Genomic DNA, 16,574 nt, shown 5'->3' on the forward strand with positions numbered 1-16,574 from the left:
TACAATTACGCCAATTTTTATTTTGATCGACTTTAGGTCTTTGGCACTGCAATCTCCGCAGTAGGTGTATTTCATGAGTTTTAAAGATGAGTTAGCGGCACAGGTTGCTCAACGCCGCACATTTGCCATCATTTCCCACCCGAATGCTTGAGTCCAATTCATCCCCTTTCATCTTCATTCATTTTCCTAGAATAATAATTGCAAATATATATTTTTATTTGATTTTGAATCATAATTATTGAATATAGTCATTCAACCCATTTCATCATTATTCAAGCTAATTCATCTAATTTGTGTACATTGTTGTGTATAAAATTTAGATTTAGAATTGAATTAAGAGAAATTTGTACACAGGTCTGCTTATGGCGCTTACGGATACATGGCTTAAGAAGAATTTAGGAAAAGAACGTGAAGATACACTTGTTGAATCTGATCAAGATGGATTGAGTGTTCGAGTTTCTCCTAAAGGTAAAATTACATTTCAAATGCGATTCCGTTATAACGGAAAGCAAGCACGTTTAGATTTTGGTAGTTATCCGTTATTGAGCTTAAAAGATGCCCGAGCTGAATTATTGAAAATGAAGGCTGTATTGGAGCAGGGGTATGATCCGCGGATTCACAAAAAAGTAGAGAAAGTAAAAATTGCTGAAGCTGTTACATTTAAAGAACTGTACGAAACGTGGCATGAGAAATACTGCTTAAGAGAAAAAAAGCAGGCTGAAGAAATTCATAGAACATTTGAACTTTATGTATTTCCTGTGTTTGGTGCTTTACCTGTGGATTCTATTACTTTACATGCTTGGTTAGAGCTATTAGAAGCTCACTTGGAGAAATCTGAATCTATTACTGAACGTATTTTGGTAAATACGAAGCAGTGTTTAGAGTGGGGTATCAAACGAAAACTTATAGAAAATAATCCTATTCGTCATATTTCTGGGAAAAATGATTTAGGTATTAAAAAGCGTCGAGGAACACGAATTTTAACAGATGAGGAAATTACGCTGACGTGGTGTATTTGTGATGAGTCCAGAATGACTTTGAAAAATGCACTTTTTATAAAATTGTGTCTATTTTTTGGTTGCCGTAATGGTGAATTAAGAACATCAGAGAAGACATTCTTTGATTTGAACAAAATGATCTGGTCTGTTCCACCAGAATTACATAAGACTGGAAAAAATACAGGGCTTCCTTTGATAAGGCCTATTATTCCAGAAATAGTGCCATTGATTGAACAAGCAATGTCTTTGAACGATTCAAAATTTATGTTTGTTAATGACGGGACGACTGAGATGATGAGTCTTAAGAGTCCGGGAAGTTTGCCATATAACATTATGCAGTATGCCCGTAGAAAGTATGATATTAATATGCCACATTGGTCTATACATGATTTGCGTCGTACGGCTCGTACCAATTTTAGTGCTTTTACATCTCGTGATGTTGCTGAGCTAATGGTAGGTCATGCTATGCCGGGAGAACAGGGGACATATGATCTTTATGACTATCTTGAACCTCAAACTAAAGCATATCAATTGTGGTGGGATAAATTGAAAAGTCTGGCTATGTAGCCAGACTATCTATATTGTTTTTGAAGTACTTTTCTTCCCATTCGTTAAAAGTATCTTCATCCCATAAATTCATCGAACCCGCCCCCTTTTTTGCAGGTGCGGGCATGGGTTTCACGAATAACTTTTGTTTCGGCTGTTGATAGCGCCAAAGGGTTGCTGCTGAACAACCTTTTAAACGCTCTCGCACTTCTTTTGAGGTTAAATAAGCCATAGTATTTTCAGTTCTCGGGTTGTCCAATAGTTAATCTTTTTGAGCTTTAGAAAACAAAACATCAAAAGTAGGTTGAGTTCCACCGACTCTGATGAATTGATCTGTGCCGACTACATATGCTTTCAATCGTTTCATCTGTTCCTTGAAATCAGAGGATTTCTTAAGAAATCGGTTGCTTAATAAAAATCCATTGAGGTGATTGGGTGTTAATCCAACACGATTCTGGCTGTTCGGTTCTATCAAGTGTTTAACCTCTTCCATAAATCCCAGATTGGTAAAACTAGATGGGTCATCAATGTACTGACATTCTGTAAAGATTAAATAACGGTGTATGAGTTGGTGATGAATAGTCAGCTCTCGTTTGACTAATACGCCACACACCTTATTTTCCTCACTCTGACAGATGAGTCGGGTGATTTCTTTATTCATTGATTCCGCAAAATCAGACTGAGTGGCTAAAGCAGCATTTGGGTACATGTCTTGATTGATCGGGTAGATACATACCAACTCATGGACATCATAGCCAGACACTGATTTTTTGATGCCTTTGATATAGGCATCAAATTGTGCTTTAGCCTCAAGCAATAGTTCATTCCAGTCTTGAATTAGCTGTGCATATTGGCGTGTTAACAGATAATTCAGAAACAGTTGAATCTTTTCCAGAATAAAACTCTGATTAAGCTCCTGATTGGGTTGGATGCAGATGAGTCCTGTCTGGCTTAAAAAGGGATAGATTGCTTCTAAGAACGGATGTGCTTTTGCATGAGCTATTCGTCCATTTATAAAAGGGCAGTCTTTGATGATTGGCATAGTTGAAACAAGCTTATGCCCATATTGATTTAAATACATCCTTTTCACACCATCTTCATCGACTTGTGGGGAGTAAACAGATTTAGTTTTCAATATTTCTTGGCAACTGTGTACGATGCTGTTGATGCATGTAGTTGGGCTATGAGGCAGTTGTGCCATAGCAGCAATTGCCTGACTTTGTATACGTTGACTTTGGGTTAACATTCTATTTGCCCTTCTTCACATTCAAATTCTGATTTAAACCATTTGTTTTAAGCTTGCCCTTATTGATTACAGGAGGTTGGCTCATCTGTAGTCTTCTATAAGAGTTCGCAGCTAAATATTTCAATCTAAAAAACTGTTCTAACTGACAGCGATATTGAATCCCCAACATGAGATTCTCCCGTTGTTCTTTATCCGTTTCTTTGATCAGGCTAATCCCCACAGTAGGGGATTGGCTTAAGTCGCCGTCACAGAAATACGTACAGCCTTGTTGATTCGTCAGCCTGCTCCAGTATTGAGATAGGTACTTGACGTAATCCTTAGCCTGACCATGAGAATTACCATCCAGAAAAAAGATTACTTTGACAAAGAAGCCTTTTTTAAGGCTATGTCCAAAGCTAAAGAGATACCCTACAATTTGTTTCAGGGTTTTATTACGCCGTCGGTTCTCAAGGAGTTGAGCTATCTGTTGTTTAAGTAGCTCAAGTCGATGAGACCCATGAAACTCCTGTTCTAGGTCGGTTGGATTGTTGTGCTGTAAATCTTGCTGATCTGGTGTATAAGCAAAATCTACAGGTATAGCCCATAGCAGACCGTACTTCAGGAGTGACTTGCTCACTAGCAACTTACATGACGTAAAGTTCTCTTTGTGCTGCTCCTCTCTTTTCCGAATAACATCTTTAACGGTTGGGCTGTTTAGCTCCTTACGTAACAATTCAATAAATTCATTAAGTAATTCGATTCGTTGATTCAAATTACTTGGGTTTCTGCCTCTCAAATTTCTTTCAAACAAGCCGTATAGGCTTGGAGGACTACTCATTGCATCTAATGTTCTAAAGAAACATTTAGTTTCTTCACATAGATCGAAAGGCTTTAAGAAGTAAGGATTGGTGCTTATCAGGTCATCAAACGTCTTGATAAATGGCCTGAACCAGTCCTCACATTCAAAATATTCCCTTCCTTGATCTGTCTGCTTGACCGTTGCTGCTGGCAATTGGGTCTTATTACATTCCAGAACAAAGCGAGGTATATCCAGCATCCGATCTAACCGAAAGTCACTGTATAAAAACAGTGGCTGATGAACATTAGGTGATACAAGGGTGACCTGATTTTCACAGATCAATGTCCTCAATTTATTAGCTTTAAACTCCTGCATATCTCTTCTACCGCTGGACTAAGCAAATACTTGTTTAGCCGTTAATTTCTACTATGTGCATTCCTGAAATGAGTACAGTGTCTATGCTGAAACTCATCTCGTTGTGTTTAAAAAGTAGAGGGGAATCTGGCATGTCTTCCCCACTATTAAAAAATCAGTATGTGGACTCCCGTAAATCCTAAGATTTAGCCATCGTAGAGAGGTCTTGATTGGAAGTCGCGAAATTGGGGTAGGATGTTTTTTTGAACGATATTTTTATTAAGTATTTGAAATAAAATGTTTTATATGTTTTTGAGGGGGTTTTTCAAAAAAAGGGGGGCAATTTCCAAAAAAAATCGAGAAATAGGTTGTTTATTTTAGATTAAAAATATAAGAAACATGCAGTTATAGTATTTTTGGGGGCACTTTGGTGCTGTGGTTTAATTTTGAGCACATGAATGAGTGCAACTAAAAAAACATAGATAAAGCATCAACTCCCATCTACCCAGATGGTAGATGGAGGCTGAATGGGGGAGTAAAATGGGATCAATTACTTCTTAGCGAGAATAATTTCATTTTTAAGCTCAGGATCATCATTAATCCAGCTAGTCAAAGTTTTTGTACTGTAAGAGTCCTTAGTGAGACTTCGCTTCTCATCTTTTGATTTAATGAGCTTGTTCTGCTCCTTGATGAGCAGTTTTAAATATTTCATTTTTTGTTCAGCAAGTTCACGGCGCTCCTGATTGATTGGATGATCAATGAGCCACGCATTATTATCTAACTCTCTTTGTAATCGTTCAGCGGTAAGCTGGTAGAACTGAGCAAAATCATATCGGCCACGTTCAAAAGTCTGGATATTCTGTTCAGCTTGTTTACTTAAGCGTTGCTCGAACTCATCAATAACAGCATTAATCGCTGCACTTACTGTTTTCCATTTTTTCTTTTGTTTTGCTGCGGTAGTTTTAAGAAGTTGTTTGAATTGATATTGATGCCATTCGGTTAGCTGGGTGGTTTTTTTACGCCCGATGGAAGATAAGGCCTCATTGTCATAATCAGGGTCAATTTTATATCTGATCTGATTTGATACAGGGGAGTAATAGGCAGTTTCATGGTGGGAAACAGGCAGTTCATCTGGGTTTCTAAGCCAGAGTTCATGCAGGCTACTAAATAAGTCTCGTATTCTGATATAGAGCTGTCCAATATATTCAACGCTGTTTTGGCATTTTTCAATATGACCATGCCAGAGGTCTTCGCGAGTATCCTTACAAAGGCAGAACATATACGCTAAAAGTAATTCTTCTGGTTTTTGAGCAATTTCAAAGGGGTTTTTTAATAGCTCGTCTCTGAGGTACAGATAGTCATCATAGGGGGTCAAGACCTCAATTTCATCTGACATCCCAAAAGTAAACTCATACATGTAAGCCTCATCTTGAACGGCCATTGCAATATCATCTGGATGTAAGGCTTTATCTGCAAAAACTAATTTTTGGTGTTTATAGTGATATAAAACATATCTTTCATGGATTCCTAATTGTTGAATGATGTCCGGAATTGGATCATCAGCCATCTCTTCTTCTGACGCATTAAGATAAGCTTCTATCGAGTAAGGATCATCTTGAAAGTCAGGGTTGTTGTTGTCCATTATTCTTACGCTCAAAGTCATAATTTGATGAAAAGTTAAGTAAGTAATATAAGCGAGAATAATGAATAGAGTAATACTAACTTTATGATGAAAAAGGATTTTATAGTGTTTAATTTGAATCCATTACGTGGCTTGGAATCTTTCTGATAGTCGGTAAGTAGATATTTTGAGTTGTTTTTAAGGAGGTCGTGGGTAGTTAAGTTATTAGTGGAACTGAACTATTCGATAAAACTAAACACCTTTACTAAGTCCATTACGTTATTTTTTTCTTATTTGGTCTGATCAACAAAAAAAAATTATTAATTTTTTTAACTTCCTCACAGATTTCAATGCATTTTTTATTTTTTTGCTAAATTAGCTTTTTTATTAACGTAAGGAAAAACTAATGGATCTTATAAAAGACATTTTTTTAATTATTACAATTCCGCCTAGTTTAATGTCAATTTTGAACTACTTGGCTGGTCTATCTGCGATTCTTGTTCTGACAATTTTCAATGATCAACTTATTCAGAAACTAACAAAAAAGAGGTTCTCGCTAGAAAAAATCGTAAAAGGTTTCTTGGCTGGAGTGCGTAACACCGTACAACTTCAGGAAGGGATAGAGCCGTGGGCAGCCAATAGAAAGCTCAAAAAGTTTCGCACATATCTTTTTGGTGGGGCGTTAGGTTATGGATGTATAGTTTTTTCTGTACTTTTTATCATTTCGCTTTTGATGTTTGTACTTAGGAAAAATCCCCTTTCATTTGATCAAGCATTCCAAGTATGGATGATAATTTTAACTTTTGGTTGGGCTGCGAGATTTGCATATGTGGAAGCCAGGTTAGCTTTCAGAAATGCAAAATCTATCTGACATTCCTAAAGAAATACTGGCAAGTTAGATAACCTAACCCTAGAGTAAAACCCAAATAGGGCTTTACTCATTGAAGCTTTTATCAACTTTAAATATATAAAATTTGTTCTTTCATTTTTTAGATCACGTTTAGAGAAGGTTATAGAATGATTTTAAAAAAAGATATTTGTGTTTCAGTACTTAGTCTAATGATGATAAGCAGTGCATATGCTATACCTAAAGATGCAGAAATTTATGTACGAAACACACATGCAAGTTATGTGAATAGAGGCATGTGTTCACTTGCCTTTGATGTCATTGCTTATGATGCTTTAGATAATATTGAAAGCATTGATTTTACAGTGACCATCAAAGATAAAAATGGAAAGCTTATTGATCGTGATCAAGTTACTGCGGATGAATTTAATTTTGTCGGTGGTAAAACTTACGGTAGATTTTTCATTGAAGGGGAGAAGGCTTGTGATGCTTTTGGAGAAAACCTAAATATCAGTAAAGCAATTGTTAAACATAACGATGGTACAAAATCTGAAGATATCGTTAAGGCTCAGAAATTAAAAGTAGATGACTTCAAACCGATGAAAATCGTTATCGGTGGAAAATAAAAATAGGGAGTAAATATTTACCCTACAATCTTCAAATTATCCTCCTATACAAATCATATATAGGAGGTTTCTTTTATGTATGGAGATTAAGTGTGTGGAAATACTTTAGTGTGATATCGGACCAATTAGAAGATTATCGTAGAGATAGATGTAATGATAAGCAGGAATCTTGTTTTATTAATAATCTAGACAGATGTGTATAGTCTTTTTTTTACAGTTTAGATAATATGAAAAGACTTATGGAACACTGAATTAATTTTTATTTTTTGAGAAGATATGAAAAAACTTAGTAAAAAATGGTTTTTAAAACAAGAGATATCTGTACGTAGAGAATTGATCTGTAAAGGTAGACAATCGAACCGTAAAGATGACTTCAAAGAAAATAAAAGTATAGTGCTTCCAGTGGCTTTTACCTTCCAAAATGATCGTTGTCGTAAAGTAATTCTCAAAACTATAAGTTTAATAAAAAGCAATCAGAATCCTGGTGCTAATGATGTACTGTATCTCGACTTTAACAAGGTTGAAACGTTGTATGCGCCAGCTACAATATTTTTCGCACATAACCTCGAAAAATATAAAAAAGTCAAAATTAATGCTAGAGCTTCTAATAAAAGTAATGTAGTTAGGGCAATGATAACAAGATTAGGGTTAAACGAGATATTAGGATTAAAAGCTTGCCACTCTACTCATGAAATGATGAATTGGCATACCTTTACAGGTACAGACCTTACGTTTGGTGAAGATTATAATCGTATCGAAAGAATACTTGAAGAAAACTTAGATGATGAAACATTCCTTATCGTTAATGATGCCATTTCTGAAGCTGTAAGTAATGTGTTAAATCATGCATATGAAAAAAATCAACGCCATCTAGGATGGAAAGTTTCATTAAAAGTTACAGATGAATACCTATCTTTGGTCATAACTGATCTTGGTAAGAGTATTCCAGCTACAGTACCTGATAAAGTCGATGATCACATGAAAAATAGATTAAGTAATCTATTTGATTTTACTAATTTCTTAGGTATGGATGATGCTCAACTTATTGATGTTGCTAGCGAGTTTCGAAGAACAAGTACAAAAGAGAAACATCGTGGTAAAGGCTTTGGTGATATGTTAGAAGTTTGTAAAACAGTCAAAAATTCTAATTTAATTGTATATAGTAGAAAAGGTATCTGGATGAGTAATGGTCTGGATTTAAAAAAAATGTGCAATTATAAAGACAAAATTGATGGTACAATTATATTCTGGAAATTGCCCTTAAATTCTCCTCCAACCACACAGAGTGTTAACTCGAATGACGTAGGAGATGGACATGAATGACATGATTATAAACATCGCTACAGATTTTTATCCTCGCCCAGCAGGTCGTTTTTCTGCAGATGGAGAGTATACCGGTGAAAGTTTTCGCGAAAATCAACTAAAACCAAAACTTCTGGAAGTAAAAAACACTCCAGGAAGACACTTAATAGTAGATTTTACTGGCGTAACAATGGCTGGTTCTTCTTTCTTAGAAGAAGCATTTGGTGGACTTGTTCGAAATAGAGAGTTTACAAAAGAATTTTTACGAGAGGTTCTTATTATTCGAAGTCCTCGACGTCCAATTATCAAAGATCGTATAGAAACATATATCAACGAGGCTTAATGTTTTTAGCACATTTCATCCTCTGCAAATTTTATAATTTAGCCAATGAACCCATTGGCTTTTTTAATATTGTATTGTCACTACCATATCTCTTTCTTCTAGAGAAAGCTCTTTATGTTGTTCCTATTTATGTTTTTGTTCAACGTGTACATAGTCAGACACAACAACGTGCATTTAAGGCGGTTAGTGATGAGCTAGTCAAAATTAATGACTATTTAATTGAGTTCTTATTTAAGCTTTCAGTTATTGGAGCTGAGGATGAAATTGATTCAAAAACGACTTCAGAATTACTAAGTCTAAAAAGTAAAATTAATGCTCATATTATTTATATGCATGAATATATAGATGGATTTCCTTACGGAGGCCCTTTAAATTATATATGTTTCATAACTTTGAAGAGATATTTATTCAAACAGATTAAAGCTATAACAGATGAATTGGAAATGGAGTATCAGGAGTTGATACTAAATGACACGGTTCTTAGTCTTGAAAAAGATTTTATTGAGAATAAGAAACTAAAAATCTTAGATGAGTACACAATTCCACTTAAGCAAAAAACGATTGATGATGTTGTAGATGTGAGTCGTAGAATTCTTGAACATCTTGAAAAGAATACTAGAAAAATTTTCTAGCTCTTTATGAATCATTTAAATACCAAAAATCCATAGACGCTTAGATATAGATTTTCTACAATTAGTGATACATTAAAAAAATTGAGCTTGTTAGTGATGGATAATATTTTTCTATTCAATGAAAAAAAGTTGACGGAAGCAACAATGTTCTTTTTGCTAAAGTCGCCTCATCATACAATCAATATTTTGAAGTTGATGAAGTTATTGTATTTATCTGAACGTAAGTCCTTTGAAAAATTTTATGTGCCTATTATAGGCGATAGCCTTGTTTCCATGAAAAATGGTCCTGTCTTATCTTTAACTTTAGATAGGATTAATTCCGGTAGTGACAAAAAAAGTTATTGGAATAACTATATTGCGGATCGTAAAAACCACAATATATCGATCAGAGCAGACAGTGAGATTCATTCAATTGATCAATTGAATGAACTTAGTGGTAATGATCTCGCCGTATTAACAGAGATTTTTGATTTATTTGGCAATAAAACCCAATGGGAATTAGTTGACTATACTCATGATCATTGTTCTGAGTGGCGAGATCCAGGTTCTTCAATGTACCCCATTGAATATAAAGATCTATTTAAAGCATTGAATTTTTCAGATGATGTTTCAAATCAAATTATTACAAAGCTAGAAAAACAAATAGAATTAAATAAATTAAACAATTAAGTATTCATAATGAGCAAAGCCCAGTTAGGGCTTTACTCAATGAGTCTTTTATTGGCTTAAAATATATAAAATTTGTTCTTTAGTTAATCTATTAGATTTATCTAACTCATGCCATTTCTGAATCATATTCTGGTAGGTTTGGGCTTGGGGCATATGTGAATCAAGTACTCCAGCATCAATTGTTGAAGAGAAGCGATGAGCTTTGTTTAATGCATCTACAAATCCGATAAGTTCTGGCTCATTATTGCCATCAAAACCTGCAAAACTTACATCTTGAATCGTAATACCTGATTTATCACTTAAGGCATTGTAACTATCTTTTAGTGCCTCATAAACTTGAAGAATATTAATTACTAATTCAGCATCTTCATCTGGAAGGTTTTCGTAAAGGGAATTAAAACTTTGTCGATAGAGCCATTTGTGCCCATCTCTTAATTGTTCTGCCAAATTTAAGTAGTAATCCTCTTTTTTAAGAAGACCCAAAATTTCATATTGGTTAGCAAGAATTAAACGTTCTTTGTCTGTTAGTTCAAGTTGCATGTATTTGTTGCTCTTTTAAAAGTATTAGAAATAAATATATTGTTTTATTTTTTCTTATTTCAAGATATGAAATATATTATTGTTTAAACTGAAGAGCGTAAGTATGGAAACTCTATTGAAAAGCCTTAGGTCTCACTAGAGACTAAGGCCTAGATTACAATAGAGCTAGGGCTAATGCAGTCTCAACATGCAACTAAGAGAGGGGTGAAGAGAGTCTTAGATGCGACTGATCATACTTCCGAGGGCAGCCCATTTTGACCTCAGGTATTTCAGGAGGGTGACTGATACGGAATCCACGGATGCGTTTCTGTGTCATAAATTGAAAATACTGGTCATTCTTGCATAGATAATCAAAACTCTGTTCGAGGTTCTTTAACATCTCTACGTCAGAATAATCCAACATTCCTAAAGCACAATAACGGTAATCTTCTTTCTTCATATTACAGATAAATACCGAGCCTTGGTTATTGGTCACATGTTGCCATTGCTTGGCAATGTATTGTCCCCAAGTAATATCAGCCCAATGGTCCTGCCCATCAAAGAAGTAATAAGCGTGTACGTGGAAGCCTTTTTGAGGACCGTATTCAATACGATGGATATAACCTAGCGCATGCTTCATGCGATTCATTCTGGCATTCTCATTGAGCCTTTCAAGCGCGTCTATAATGAACTGACTATCTTGCTCAGATTGCCATTGGTCAGGTGAGATATGATTGTTTATTAAACTCTCTGGATCTCGCATAATGCCGAGGTCTATTCGAACAACCAGTATTTTAGAATGTACATGCAATAGGGCATGTACAAACTCAATCATTTTCTCTTTGGTCTTTAGCCGACTGTTTTTCCGGTTATGCAATCGTTTACGGACTTTAGTGCTGCTCATTCTCTCATTCAGTAGGTTCTGAAATCGATTCAAAGCAGCAACGTAAGCTTGAGCTTGCTCGTTAGTATAGGCGCCATTTGAAGTAAATGAGCCTAGAAGGAATCTCTCCATATCCGATAAGTCTTGAATAACGGAATGGATGGTTTCTAACTCAACGCTCACAGTATAGGTGCCAGACAGAGGCATGGAAAAGATTGAAGGCAATGCTGAGATTAATTGAATCGGAAGGTCTTTAGCGTATTGCACGGAGAGTTTCTTATTGCCCTGAATGCCCTTGATCTTTCTCAAGGAAGCTAAAGGACGCTGTTTACGACAATGAATCCCTAACTGTAAGCGGTCAATAAAACATTGGGTCTCAGGATTAGAAGGCAATCGAAACTCAACTACGTCACCTTCATCGTTATTCACCTCATAACAAGAATAATCTTCCTGAATCTGATTGAGTAGCTGGAGTGCCTCTAGGTCGTCTAAAGACCATTGCCCAGCAGTGGAAGCTAAGTTCGGTTTAGTCATACGGTGGTTCATAGATATATACCTAATGGAAAATTGGATGGTGTATTTGGGTAAACTAGACAAAGCTCTACTTGGGACACTGTTTTGAGCAGTGCCCTCAAGGAGCATTCAAGAATTAATTGGGAGAGCTGTTAGTCGTCTTCATGCATGGACTAAAGTGCATTGACTGATTAGGGCATCAGTAACACCAGTCATGGGACATATCGGATTGCCTGTTGATCGTAGAGACACTGGAGTGAGAACCTATCTCTAGGTATGTGTATTAATCATAGATGAAATATATCTTGGATATATATTTCATCTGGAATGCTAGATTGTATGTATCTACTGAATAACTAGAGAGCTGGTTACACAGATTAGTTAATTAAATATATTTAGATTTAGTCTCTATAGATATTTGTATATTTAATATATAAATAATTTAAAACCTAAACTACGCTCATATTTTTTCTACTTCTATACGGCAGTTCCAACCTTCTCGGAAATACGAGCATATTTGGATGAGTCCGATATACGGACTTAAGCAGACTAAAATGTACTTTTTCTCAGGAACTGGACTCGGTAATTTTTATCTCGTATGATGTGCCAAGGTCGTAAAAAATAACTGAATTAGTCTTCTTATGAAGCTAAAGCAATGAAGAATTAAATCGGTATTTTATATCCTGAAGACATACGCATCTCATTGCAAGCTACATGTATGTCGATAGTTATTTTAGTAGTTCATGAACCTAAAACAGGCATTGAAAAGTTGTACGCTCTTAAGGATAGATTATTGTTTTAAGGCACAAAATTATCAGAATTATATGCATTTAGAAAAGATAAAATTGGTGTGTTAAATCCCTCTCATTGAATTCCAAATTAAACATTTTTGAATGCGCTTTGTGAAGTTATTTCATCAATTGCAATGCAAGATTGTAGGCTACGGTTTTAGAAATTGACTCTGCGATAAAGAACTCTTGAGGCGGTGTAAAGTCTAATGTTTGTTTACGATAACGCGTCTTTCTTCCTGTCTGTTTGTCTCTAAAAATAAACTCATCATGTGCATGAGAATATTCCTGTCCGTATAGTGGACCACCAAGACACTTTAACCGAAGCACTGCATTGTCCTTAAATTTACTTAATGGTTAGTTTAATGGGCTAATCTAATGAAAAACAATAACAATCACTTTATGACTTAGTCGATAGATGATTGACACCTTAAATATTGCACATTATCCTTTGCCTGCTGGCCTACATTGCCAGTCGGTTTTAGCAGACCGTTTTATTGGGTTGCATCAGAGTTATTCCTTCTGAGGAATAATTCTGAGGGTACATCTCGTCTCCTCCCGTTGCGGTAGGACGGGAGAGGGACACTTTCGAGTGTGCCGGTGTCAATCCAATCCGGTCTGCTAACCCTTTCTCGTTCTGCCACCATAATTCTCTAATGCTTTGGCAGAACTCCCCAGATAAAGGAGTTGGCTATGCATATTCTTTTTACACCTCCCGATTAGTTTTTAATAGGGTTTGATGAACTTGTAGTTCTTCAAGCATTAGTTTTTTTCGTCTAAAAATTTAACTTAATAAAATATGTCATGTGAGATACACCGTGGCAGGGCTTTGTATTGCCTAAAAAAGCCTAAGCTCCATGACCTTGTCACTGGATATAACGATGAAAAATAAAATTCTGATGGGTGTGGTGGGTGTCAGTGTTCTAATTCTAAATGGCTGTTCTTCCCAGTTTGAAAAGGGTGTCAAGCAGGGCTGTTACAACATGGGGGGCAGTCGTAGCTACTGTTCCTGTGTCTACAACAAGGTCGAAGAACACTATGGTCGCAAGGTTATGCGCCAGATTGAAAGTATGAGTTATCTCCCAAATGATCTAGACCGTGTGATGTATCAGTCAGGTCAACAATGTGTGGATGAACTCTAACACCAGATATTTAAAACTTTAAGCAAATCATTGAATCACTCATTTCCTGTTGCCTGTTAGGGCAACGGGAAGGGAGTATGCAACTCAATTTAGGAATATTGATCATGAAACATCCATTTTTTACCTTCTATTTTACGATTGTGATTGGCTACTGGCTGTATTGCATTTGGGAATATCCGGGACATTACTCTGGTGCTTATCTACTTGGTCGTGCTCTGGTCTGGCCTTTTATATTTATACGCTGGTTCTTCTAGAAGGGGCAATGATGATGAACATATCGGATCGAATCCAGCAAAGTCAGTGGATACCCTTATTACGAAGTTGCGACAATATCTATTTTGCGCCAGTCATTCCTAATAAGAAGCTACAAGGTGCCATGACCTATCTTCCTCATGGCGTAAATCCTAACGATGTATTGATGTTAATTGATGACACTGTGTTTGGCAGTGCCAAGGTCGGGATGTGCCTCACGGCAAAGGGGATATTTTACAAAGCCAGCTTTGAGGACGAACAAGCCTATCTGTTTGAACATATACAGCAGGTAGAGGCTGATATTGGAATACTCACCAGTTCGATTTTGATCAACGGTCAGGACGAACTGAACTTTACTCAACTGGATAAAGGTGTTGTGAGAACCCTAGTTGCCTTCCTAAAGGAATGCTGTCAGGGGCTACATGGTAGAAGACAAGGTGCTGATCAGAAACTTGTAAAAATTGATGCCGATATGCAGATCGTGATTGATCTGTTTGCTTATTTTATTACCTTTAATACGGGGCAGTGGAATGCCCGATCGAAAGAAGTTGTATCCGATCATTTTACCAAGTTGAATGATCAGGCAGTGCATCAGTATGTCGAGAAACTACTGAGTGAACAGATATGTTTTGATTATGACGACTTGTTGCATCGGCTGGCAGATATGAAGGATAGACTTGCCTATAACTTTCGTAGGGAGATGATTGAGCAACTGGTCTATGCCATGGCACTTGGTCAAATTGAGCAGGATCAGGCTGATTTGTTCATGACTCATTTATGCCGTGTAACCAATGTCTCTAGAGCAGTCTTTCCAGACCTCGTCAAAATTATCTATCAATGTTTAGCGGAAGAACAAAATAATAAAAGAACACCTGATTTGAATAATGAGCAACGACAGGCATGCCAACTTCTTGAGATTCAACCTGAACTATTGAGTGAGCAAACCCTGCAAGCCGCTTACCGACAAAAGATGGCAGATTTCCATCCGGATAAATACCAAAGCCTACCCGAATCAGTACGACAACTCATTGAGCAACAAGCCCAGCAATTCAATCAGGCCAGAGCTGTATTAAAAGCCTATCTTGGAGTGTAGCCAGTGAAGATCAATACACAACGGTTGAAACGGCGCTGGAAATGGTATGCAGCTTATGTAGTGATTTTTATTCTGTCCTTTGCCTTGTTTTATGCCTATGACCGTGCTCAGGACCAACAAACTGAACAGATGCTTGAAGATATCCGCCGTCCTGCAATGAATCATGATGGTACAGCAGTGACAAGCATTACTGACAGAGATCAAGTCCCGACTTTTGATCGGGCTGACCTCAATTGGGAAAAACATAAATAAAGAAATTTTAAATACATATTACCTCAATGAGAGAGCTGACGAATTGCTCTCATTCATAAAGCCATTTCATGAAACCGAAAGGGGGAAGCATGATGACAACACAACCTAAGAATACTCATACCCAGACTTTTATTATTGGCGTTTTATCTGCACTTGTTGTGGTACTTGCAGGATGGGTCGGCTATGACAAGTTACTTAAACCTAAATCAGAAGAAGCAGTTACGGCATCTGTTTCTGAACCTGTTGCAGCCTCCGAACCCGTTATTCAGGCGACCAGTGAATCGGTATTAGACATTCAGGAAAAAGAAGCAGATTCTACTCAAAAATCAGTTGGGAATCCTAAAGGTGAATACCTTGGAAGCGGACTTTATAGCTCAGATATGAATAGTGGTAAGTGTCTAGGTTCTGCCAAAGTCACTTGCGGACTATTTGAAATGAATAAATTGCCGAAAGAATGGGAAAATATAGTTGAAGCGACTTCTGAGAAGAACCTTGAAAACTGGTTTGCAACGACTGATCCGAATAAGGTGACTTCAATTCCCCATGACTGGTCAGGCTGGCAAGTTATGGAATACGGTGAAGACAATAAAAAAGTGATGGCTTTCTTCGATAGTGCTTATACCAATACAGGTGAATGTTTATTAACCCAGACTGTATATGACATCAAAACCAAGAAAGAAATTGAAAGCGTTGATCTTGCCTGCAACTAAACCATTAAGAAATAGAGGATGATCAAATGAAAAAACTATTTCTGGGTATGGGGGTTGCAGCCATAAGCATTTCAACTTATGCATTGGATTTACAGTCACATGAAGTACCCGCCTATTTAATTCAACAACAAGGCTATTCAGGGCAAGTGAATTGTACGTATCGTGGTGTTCTAAAAAGTGGAGTCCAAAGAACATTTAAAGCGTCTATGTTCAATGAGTGTGAACAGGTTTTGGCACTGAGTAATGCGACTGTCCATAATGCAATGAGTGAGGCAAGGATTCCATATAGTAGTCATCGAACTTTTGTCCGATTTATTGGGGTAAAACCTCGAAAGTTTGGAGGCATTTATATTCCTGGGCGAAGTGATCCTTGCCACCCGAGTTTGCGTTCTATTCCACAAGCAGTTGCTGACTGTAAAAATAAACAGCGTGCTCATTAAATAAGAAAATCTAACCGAGA

20 protein-coding genes and 1 pseudogene are annotated in these 16,574 nt (G+C 36.7%); 14 read left to right on the plus strand and 7 right to left on the minus strand.

What is annotated here, in order from left to right; translation table 11 throughout:
• Positions 1 to 73: 73 nt before the first annotated feature.
• Both AW165_RS20280 and AW165_RS06600 read left to right on the plus strand, forming a co-directional pair.
• Positions 74 to 148, plus strand: a pseudogene (locus AW165_RS20280) (hypothetical protein); the annotation flags it as partial.
• Between the two features lie 214 nt (positions 149 to 362).
• Positions 363 to 1,565, plus strand: a complete 1,203-nt coding sequence (locus AW165_RS06600) for a tyrosine-type recombinase/integrase (RefSeq protein ID WP_060465287.1) — start codon at positions 363 to 365, stop codon at positions 1,563 to 1,565.
• Here the strand turns inward: AW165_RS06600 and AW165_RS06605 are convergent.
• The 4 genes from AW165_RS06605 to AW165_RS06620 form a co-directional block, all read right to left on the minus strand.
• Positions 1,558 to 1,776 carry a hypothetical protein gene (locus AW165_RS06605; RefSeq protein ID WP_060465288.1) on the minus strand — a complete coding sequence of 73 codons (219 nt, stop codon included), beginning with the start codon at positions 1,774 to 1,776 and terminating at the stop codon, positions 1,558 to 1,560. The two genes, AW165_RS06600 and AW165_RS06605, sit on opposite strands and share 8 nt — an antisense overlap.
• Positions 1,777 to 1,806: 30 nt before the next feature.
• A complete protein-coding gene (locus AW165_RS20075; protein ID WP_060465289.1) occupies positions 1,807 to 2,790 on the minus strand; it encodes a hypothetical protein in 984 nt (327 codons plus the stop codon).
• Position 2,791: 1 nt separating this feature from the next.
• Positions 2,792 to 3,943 carry a hypothetical protein gene (locus AW165_RS06615; RefSeq protein WP_060465290.1) on the minus strand — a complete coding sequence of 384 codons (1,152 nt, stop codon included), beginning with the start codon at positions 3,941 to 3,943 and terminating at the stop codon, positions 2,792 to 2,794.
• A gap of 529 nt (positions 3,944 to 4,472) precedes the next feature.
• A complete protein-coding gene (locus AW165_RS06620; protein WP_060465291.1) occupies positions 4,473 to 5,564 on the minus strand; it encodes a hypothetical protein in 1,092 nt (363 codons plus the stop codon).
• 385 nt (positions 5,565 to 5,949) lie between these two features.
• On the opposite strand from AW165_RS06620, the gene AW165_RS06625 reads away from it, so the two are divergent.
• The 6 genes from AW165_RS06625 to AW165_RS06650 all read left to right on the plus strand — a co-directional run bounded on the left by AW165_RS06625 (position 5,950) and on the right by AW165_RS06650 (position 9,962).
• On the plus strand, positions 5,950 to 6,414 hold the full coding sequence (locus tag AW165_RS06625; RefSeq protein ID WP_060465292.1) for a hypothetical protein: 465 nt from the start codon (positions 5,950 to 5,952) through the stop codon (positions 6,412 to 6,414).
• A 146-nt stretch (positions 6,415 to 6,560) separates the two neighbouring features.
• Positions 6,561 to 7,016 (plus strand): hypothetical protein, encoded by a 456-nt coding sequence (locus AW165_RS06630; protein ID WP_060465293.1) that lies wholly within the window; start codon positions 6,561 to 6,563, stop codon positions 7,014 to 7,016.
• Positions 7,017 to 7,292: 276 nt separating this feature from the next.
• Positions 7,293 to 8,339 (plus strand): hypothetical protein, encoded by a 1,047-nt coding sequence (locus tag AW165_RS06635; RefSeq protein WP_060465294.1) that lies wholly within the window; start codon positions 7,293 to 7,295, stop codon positions 8,337 to 8,339.
• The gene (locus AW165_RS06640; RefSeq protein ID WP_060465295.1) at positions 8,332 to 8,661 is read left to right on the plus strand and encodes an STAS-like domain-containing protein; all 330 of its coding nucleotides are present in this window, start codon (positions 8,332 to 8,334) and stop codon (positions 8,659 to 8,661) included. Before AW165_RS06635 ends, AW165_RS06640 begins: the two co-directional genes overlap by 8 nt.
• A complete protein-coding gene (locus tag AW165_RS06645; RefSeq protein ID WP_060465296.1) occupies positions 8,661 to 9,293 on the plus strand; it encodes a hypothetical protein in 633 nt (210 codons plus the stop codon). Before AW165_RS06640 ends, AW165_RS06645 begins: the two co-directional genes overlap by 1 nt.
• A gap of 96 nt (positions 9,294 to 9,389) precedes the next feature.
• Positions 9,390 to 9,962, plus strand: a complete 573-nt coding sequence (locus tag AW165_RS06650) for a Panacea domain-containing protein (protein ID WP_060465297.1) — start codon at positions 9,390 to 9,392, stop codon at positions 9,960 to 9,962.
• Between the two features lie 48 nt (positions 9,963 to 10,010).
• On the opposite strand, the gene AW165_RS06655 is transcribed toward AW165_RS06650, so the two are convergent.
• The 3 genes from AW165_RS06655 to AW165_RS06665 form a co-directional block, all read right to left on the minus strand.
• Positions 10,011 to 10,502 (minus strand): YfbU family protein, encoded by a 492-nt coding sequence (locus AW165_RS06655; RefSeq protein WP_060465298.1) that lies wholly within the window; start codon positions 10,500 to 10,502, stop codon positions 10,011 to 10,013.
• A gap of 193 nt (positions 10,503 to 10,695) precedes the next feature.
• Positions 10,696 to 11,898 (minus strand): YagK/YfjJ domain-containing protein, encoded by a 1,203-nt coding sequence (locus AW165_RS06660; protein WP_228138733.1) that lies wholly within the window; start codon positions 11,896 to 11,898, stop codon positions 10,696 to 10,698.
• 887 nt (positions 11,899 to 12,785) lie between these two features.
• On the minus strand, positions 12,786 to 12,995 hold the full coding sequence (locus tag AW165_RS06665; RefSeq protein WP_060465300.1) for a hypothetical protein: 210 nt from the start codon (positions 12,993 to 12,995) through the stop codon (positions 12,786 to 12,788).
• Between the two features lie 551 nt (positions 12,996 to 13,546).
• Here AW165_RS06665 and AW165_RS06670 point away from each other — a divergent pair.
• The 6 genes from AW165_RS06670 (at position 13,547) to AW165_RS06690 (ending at position 16,554) form a co-directional block, all read left to right on the plus strand.
• Complete coding sequence (locus AW165_RS06670) at positions 13,547 to 13,807, plus strand: hypothetical protein (RefSeq protein WP_060465301.1); 261 nt, start codon at positions 13,547 to 13,549, stop codon at positions 13,805 to 13,807.
• Between the two features lie 104 nt (positions 13,808 to 13,911).
• Positions 13,912 to 14,061 carry a hypothetical protein gene (locus tag AW165_RS19740; protein ID WP_002017940.1) on the plus strand — a complete coding sequence of 50 codons (150 nt, stop codon included), beginning with the start codon at positions 13,912 to 13,914 and terminating at the stop codon, positions 14,059 to 14,061.
• A 14-nt stretch (positions 14,062 to 14,075) separates the two neighbouring features.
• Positions 14,076 to 15,152 (plus strand): J domain-containing protein, encoded by a 1,077-nt coding sequence (locus AW165_RS06675; protein ID WP_060465351.1) that lies wholly within the window; start codon positions 14,076 to 14,078, stop codon positions 15,150 to 15,152.
• A gap of 3 nt (positions 15,153 to 15,155) precedes the next feature.
• A complete protein-coding gene (locus AW165_RS06680; protein ID WP_060465302.1) occupies positions 15,156 to 15,404 on the plus strand; it encodes a hypothetical protein in 249 nt (82 codons plus the stop codon).
• Between the two features lie 92 nt (positions 15,405 to 15,496).
• Positions 15,497 to 16,114: a hypothetical protein gene (locus AW165_RS06685; protein WP_410250286.1), complete on the plus strand. Its 618-nt coding sequence runs from the start codon at positions 15,497 to 15,499 to the stop codon at positions 16,112 to 16,114.
• Positions 16,115 to 16,140: 26 nt separating this feature from the next.
• Positions 16,141 to 16,554, plus strand: a complete 414-nt coding sequence (locus AW165_RS06690) for a hypothetical protein (protein ID WP_060465304.1) — start codon at positions 16,141 to 16,143, stop codon at positions 16,552 to 16,554.
• Positions 16,555 to 16,574: the final 20 nt, after the last annotated feature.

Source organism: Acinetobacter sp. LMB-5 (assembly GCF_001541635.1).
Taxonomy (GTDB): domain Bacteria; phylum Pseudomonadota; class Gammaproteobacteria; order Pseudomonadales; family Moraxellaceae; genus Acinetobacter; species Acinetobacter pittii.

Excerpts from the sequence above, each read along its gene's own strand:
- AW165_RS06630 (WP_060465293.1), top strand. The coding sequence starts at position 6,561 with ATGATTTTAAAAAAAGATATTTGTGTTTCAGTACTTAGTCTAATGATG.
- AW165_RS20075 (WP_060465289.1), bottom strand. The coding sequence starts at position 2,790 with ATGTTAACCCAAAGTCAACGTATACAAAGTCAGGCAATTGCTGCTATG.
- AW165_RS06635 (WP_060465294.1), top strand. The coding sequence starts at position 7,293 with ATGAAAAAACTTAGTAAAAAATGGTTTTTAAAACAAGAGATATCTGTA.
- AW165_RS06650 (WP_060465297.1), top strand. The coding sequence starts at position 9,390 with ATGGATAATATTTTTCTATTCAATGAAAAAAAGTTGACGGAAGCAACA.
- AW165_RS19740 (WP_002017940.1), top strand. The coding sequence starts at position 13,912 with ATGAAACATCCATTTTTTACCTTCTATTTTACGATTGTGATTGGCTAC.
- AW165_RS06615 (WP_060465290.1), bottom strand. The coding sequence starts at position 3,943 with ATGCAGGAGTTTAAAGCTAATAAATTGAGGACATTGATCTGTGAAAAT.
- AW165_RS06645 (WP_060465296.1), top strand. The coding sequence starts at position 8,661 with ATGTTTTTAGCACATTTCATCCTCTGCAAATTTTATAATTTAGCCAAT.
- AW165_RS06675 (WP_060465351.1), top strand. The coding sequence starts at position 14,076 with ATGAACATATCGGATCGAATCCAGCAAAGTCAGTGGATACCCTTATTA.
- AW165_RS06690 (WP_060465304.1), top strand. The coding sequence starts at position 16,141 with ATGAAAAAACTATTTCTGGGTATGGGGGTTGCAGCCATAAGCATTTCA.
- AW165_RS06600 (WP_060465287.1), top strand. The coding sequence starts at position 363 with ATGGCGCTTACGGATACATGGCTTAAGAAGAATTTAGGAAAAGAACGT.
- AW165_RS06620 (WP_060465291.1), bottom strand. The coding sequence starts at position 5,564 with ATGGACAACAACAACCCTGACTTTCAAGATGATCCTTACTCGATAGAA.
- AW165_RS06670 (WP_060465301.1), top strand. The coding sequence starts at position 13,547 with ATGAAAAATAAAATTCTGATGGGTGTGGTGGGTGTCAGTGTTCTAATT.
- AW165_RS06655 (WP_060465298.1), bottom strand. The coding sequence starts at position 10,502 with ATGCAACTTGAACTAACAGACAAAGAACGTTTAATTCTTGCTAACCAA.
- AW165_RS06605 (WP_060465288.1), bottom strand. The coding sequence starts at position 1,776 with ATGGCTTATTTAACCTCAAAAGAAGTGCGAGAGCGTTTAAAAGGTTGT.
- AW165_RS06685 (WP_410250286.1), top strand. The coding sequence starts at position 15,497 with ATGACAACACAACCTAAGAATACTCATACCCAGACTTTTATTATTGGC.
- AW165_RS06625 (WP_060465292.1), top strand. The coding sequence starts at position 5,950 with ATGGATCTTATAAAAGACATTTTTTTAATTATTACAATTCCGCCTAGT.
- AW165_RS06660 (WP_228138733.1), bottom strand. The coding sequence starts at position 11,898 with ATGACTAAACCGAACTTAGCTTCCACTGCTGGGCAATGGTCTTTAGAC.
- AW165_RS06640 (WP_060465295.1), top strand. The coding sequence starts at position 8,332 with ATGAATGACATGATTATAAACATCGCTACAGATTTTTATCCTCGCCCA.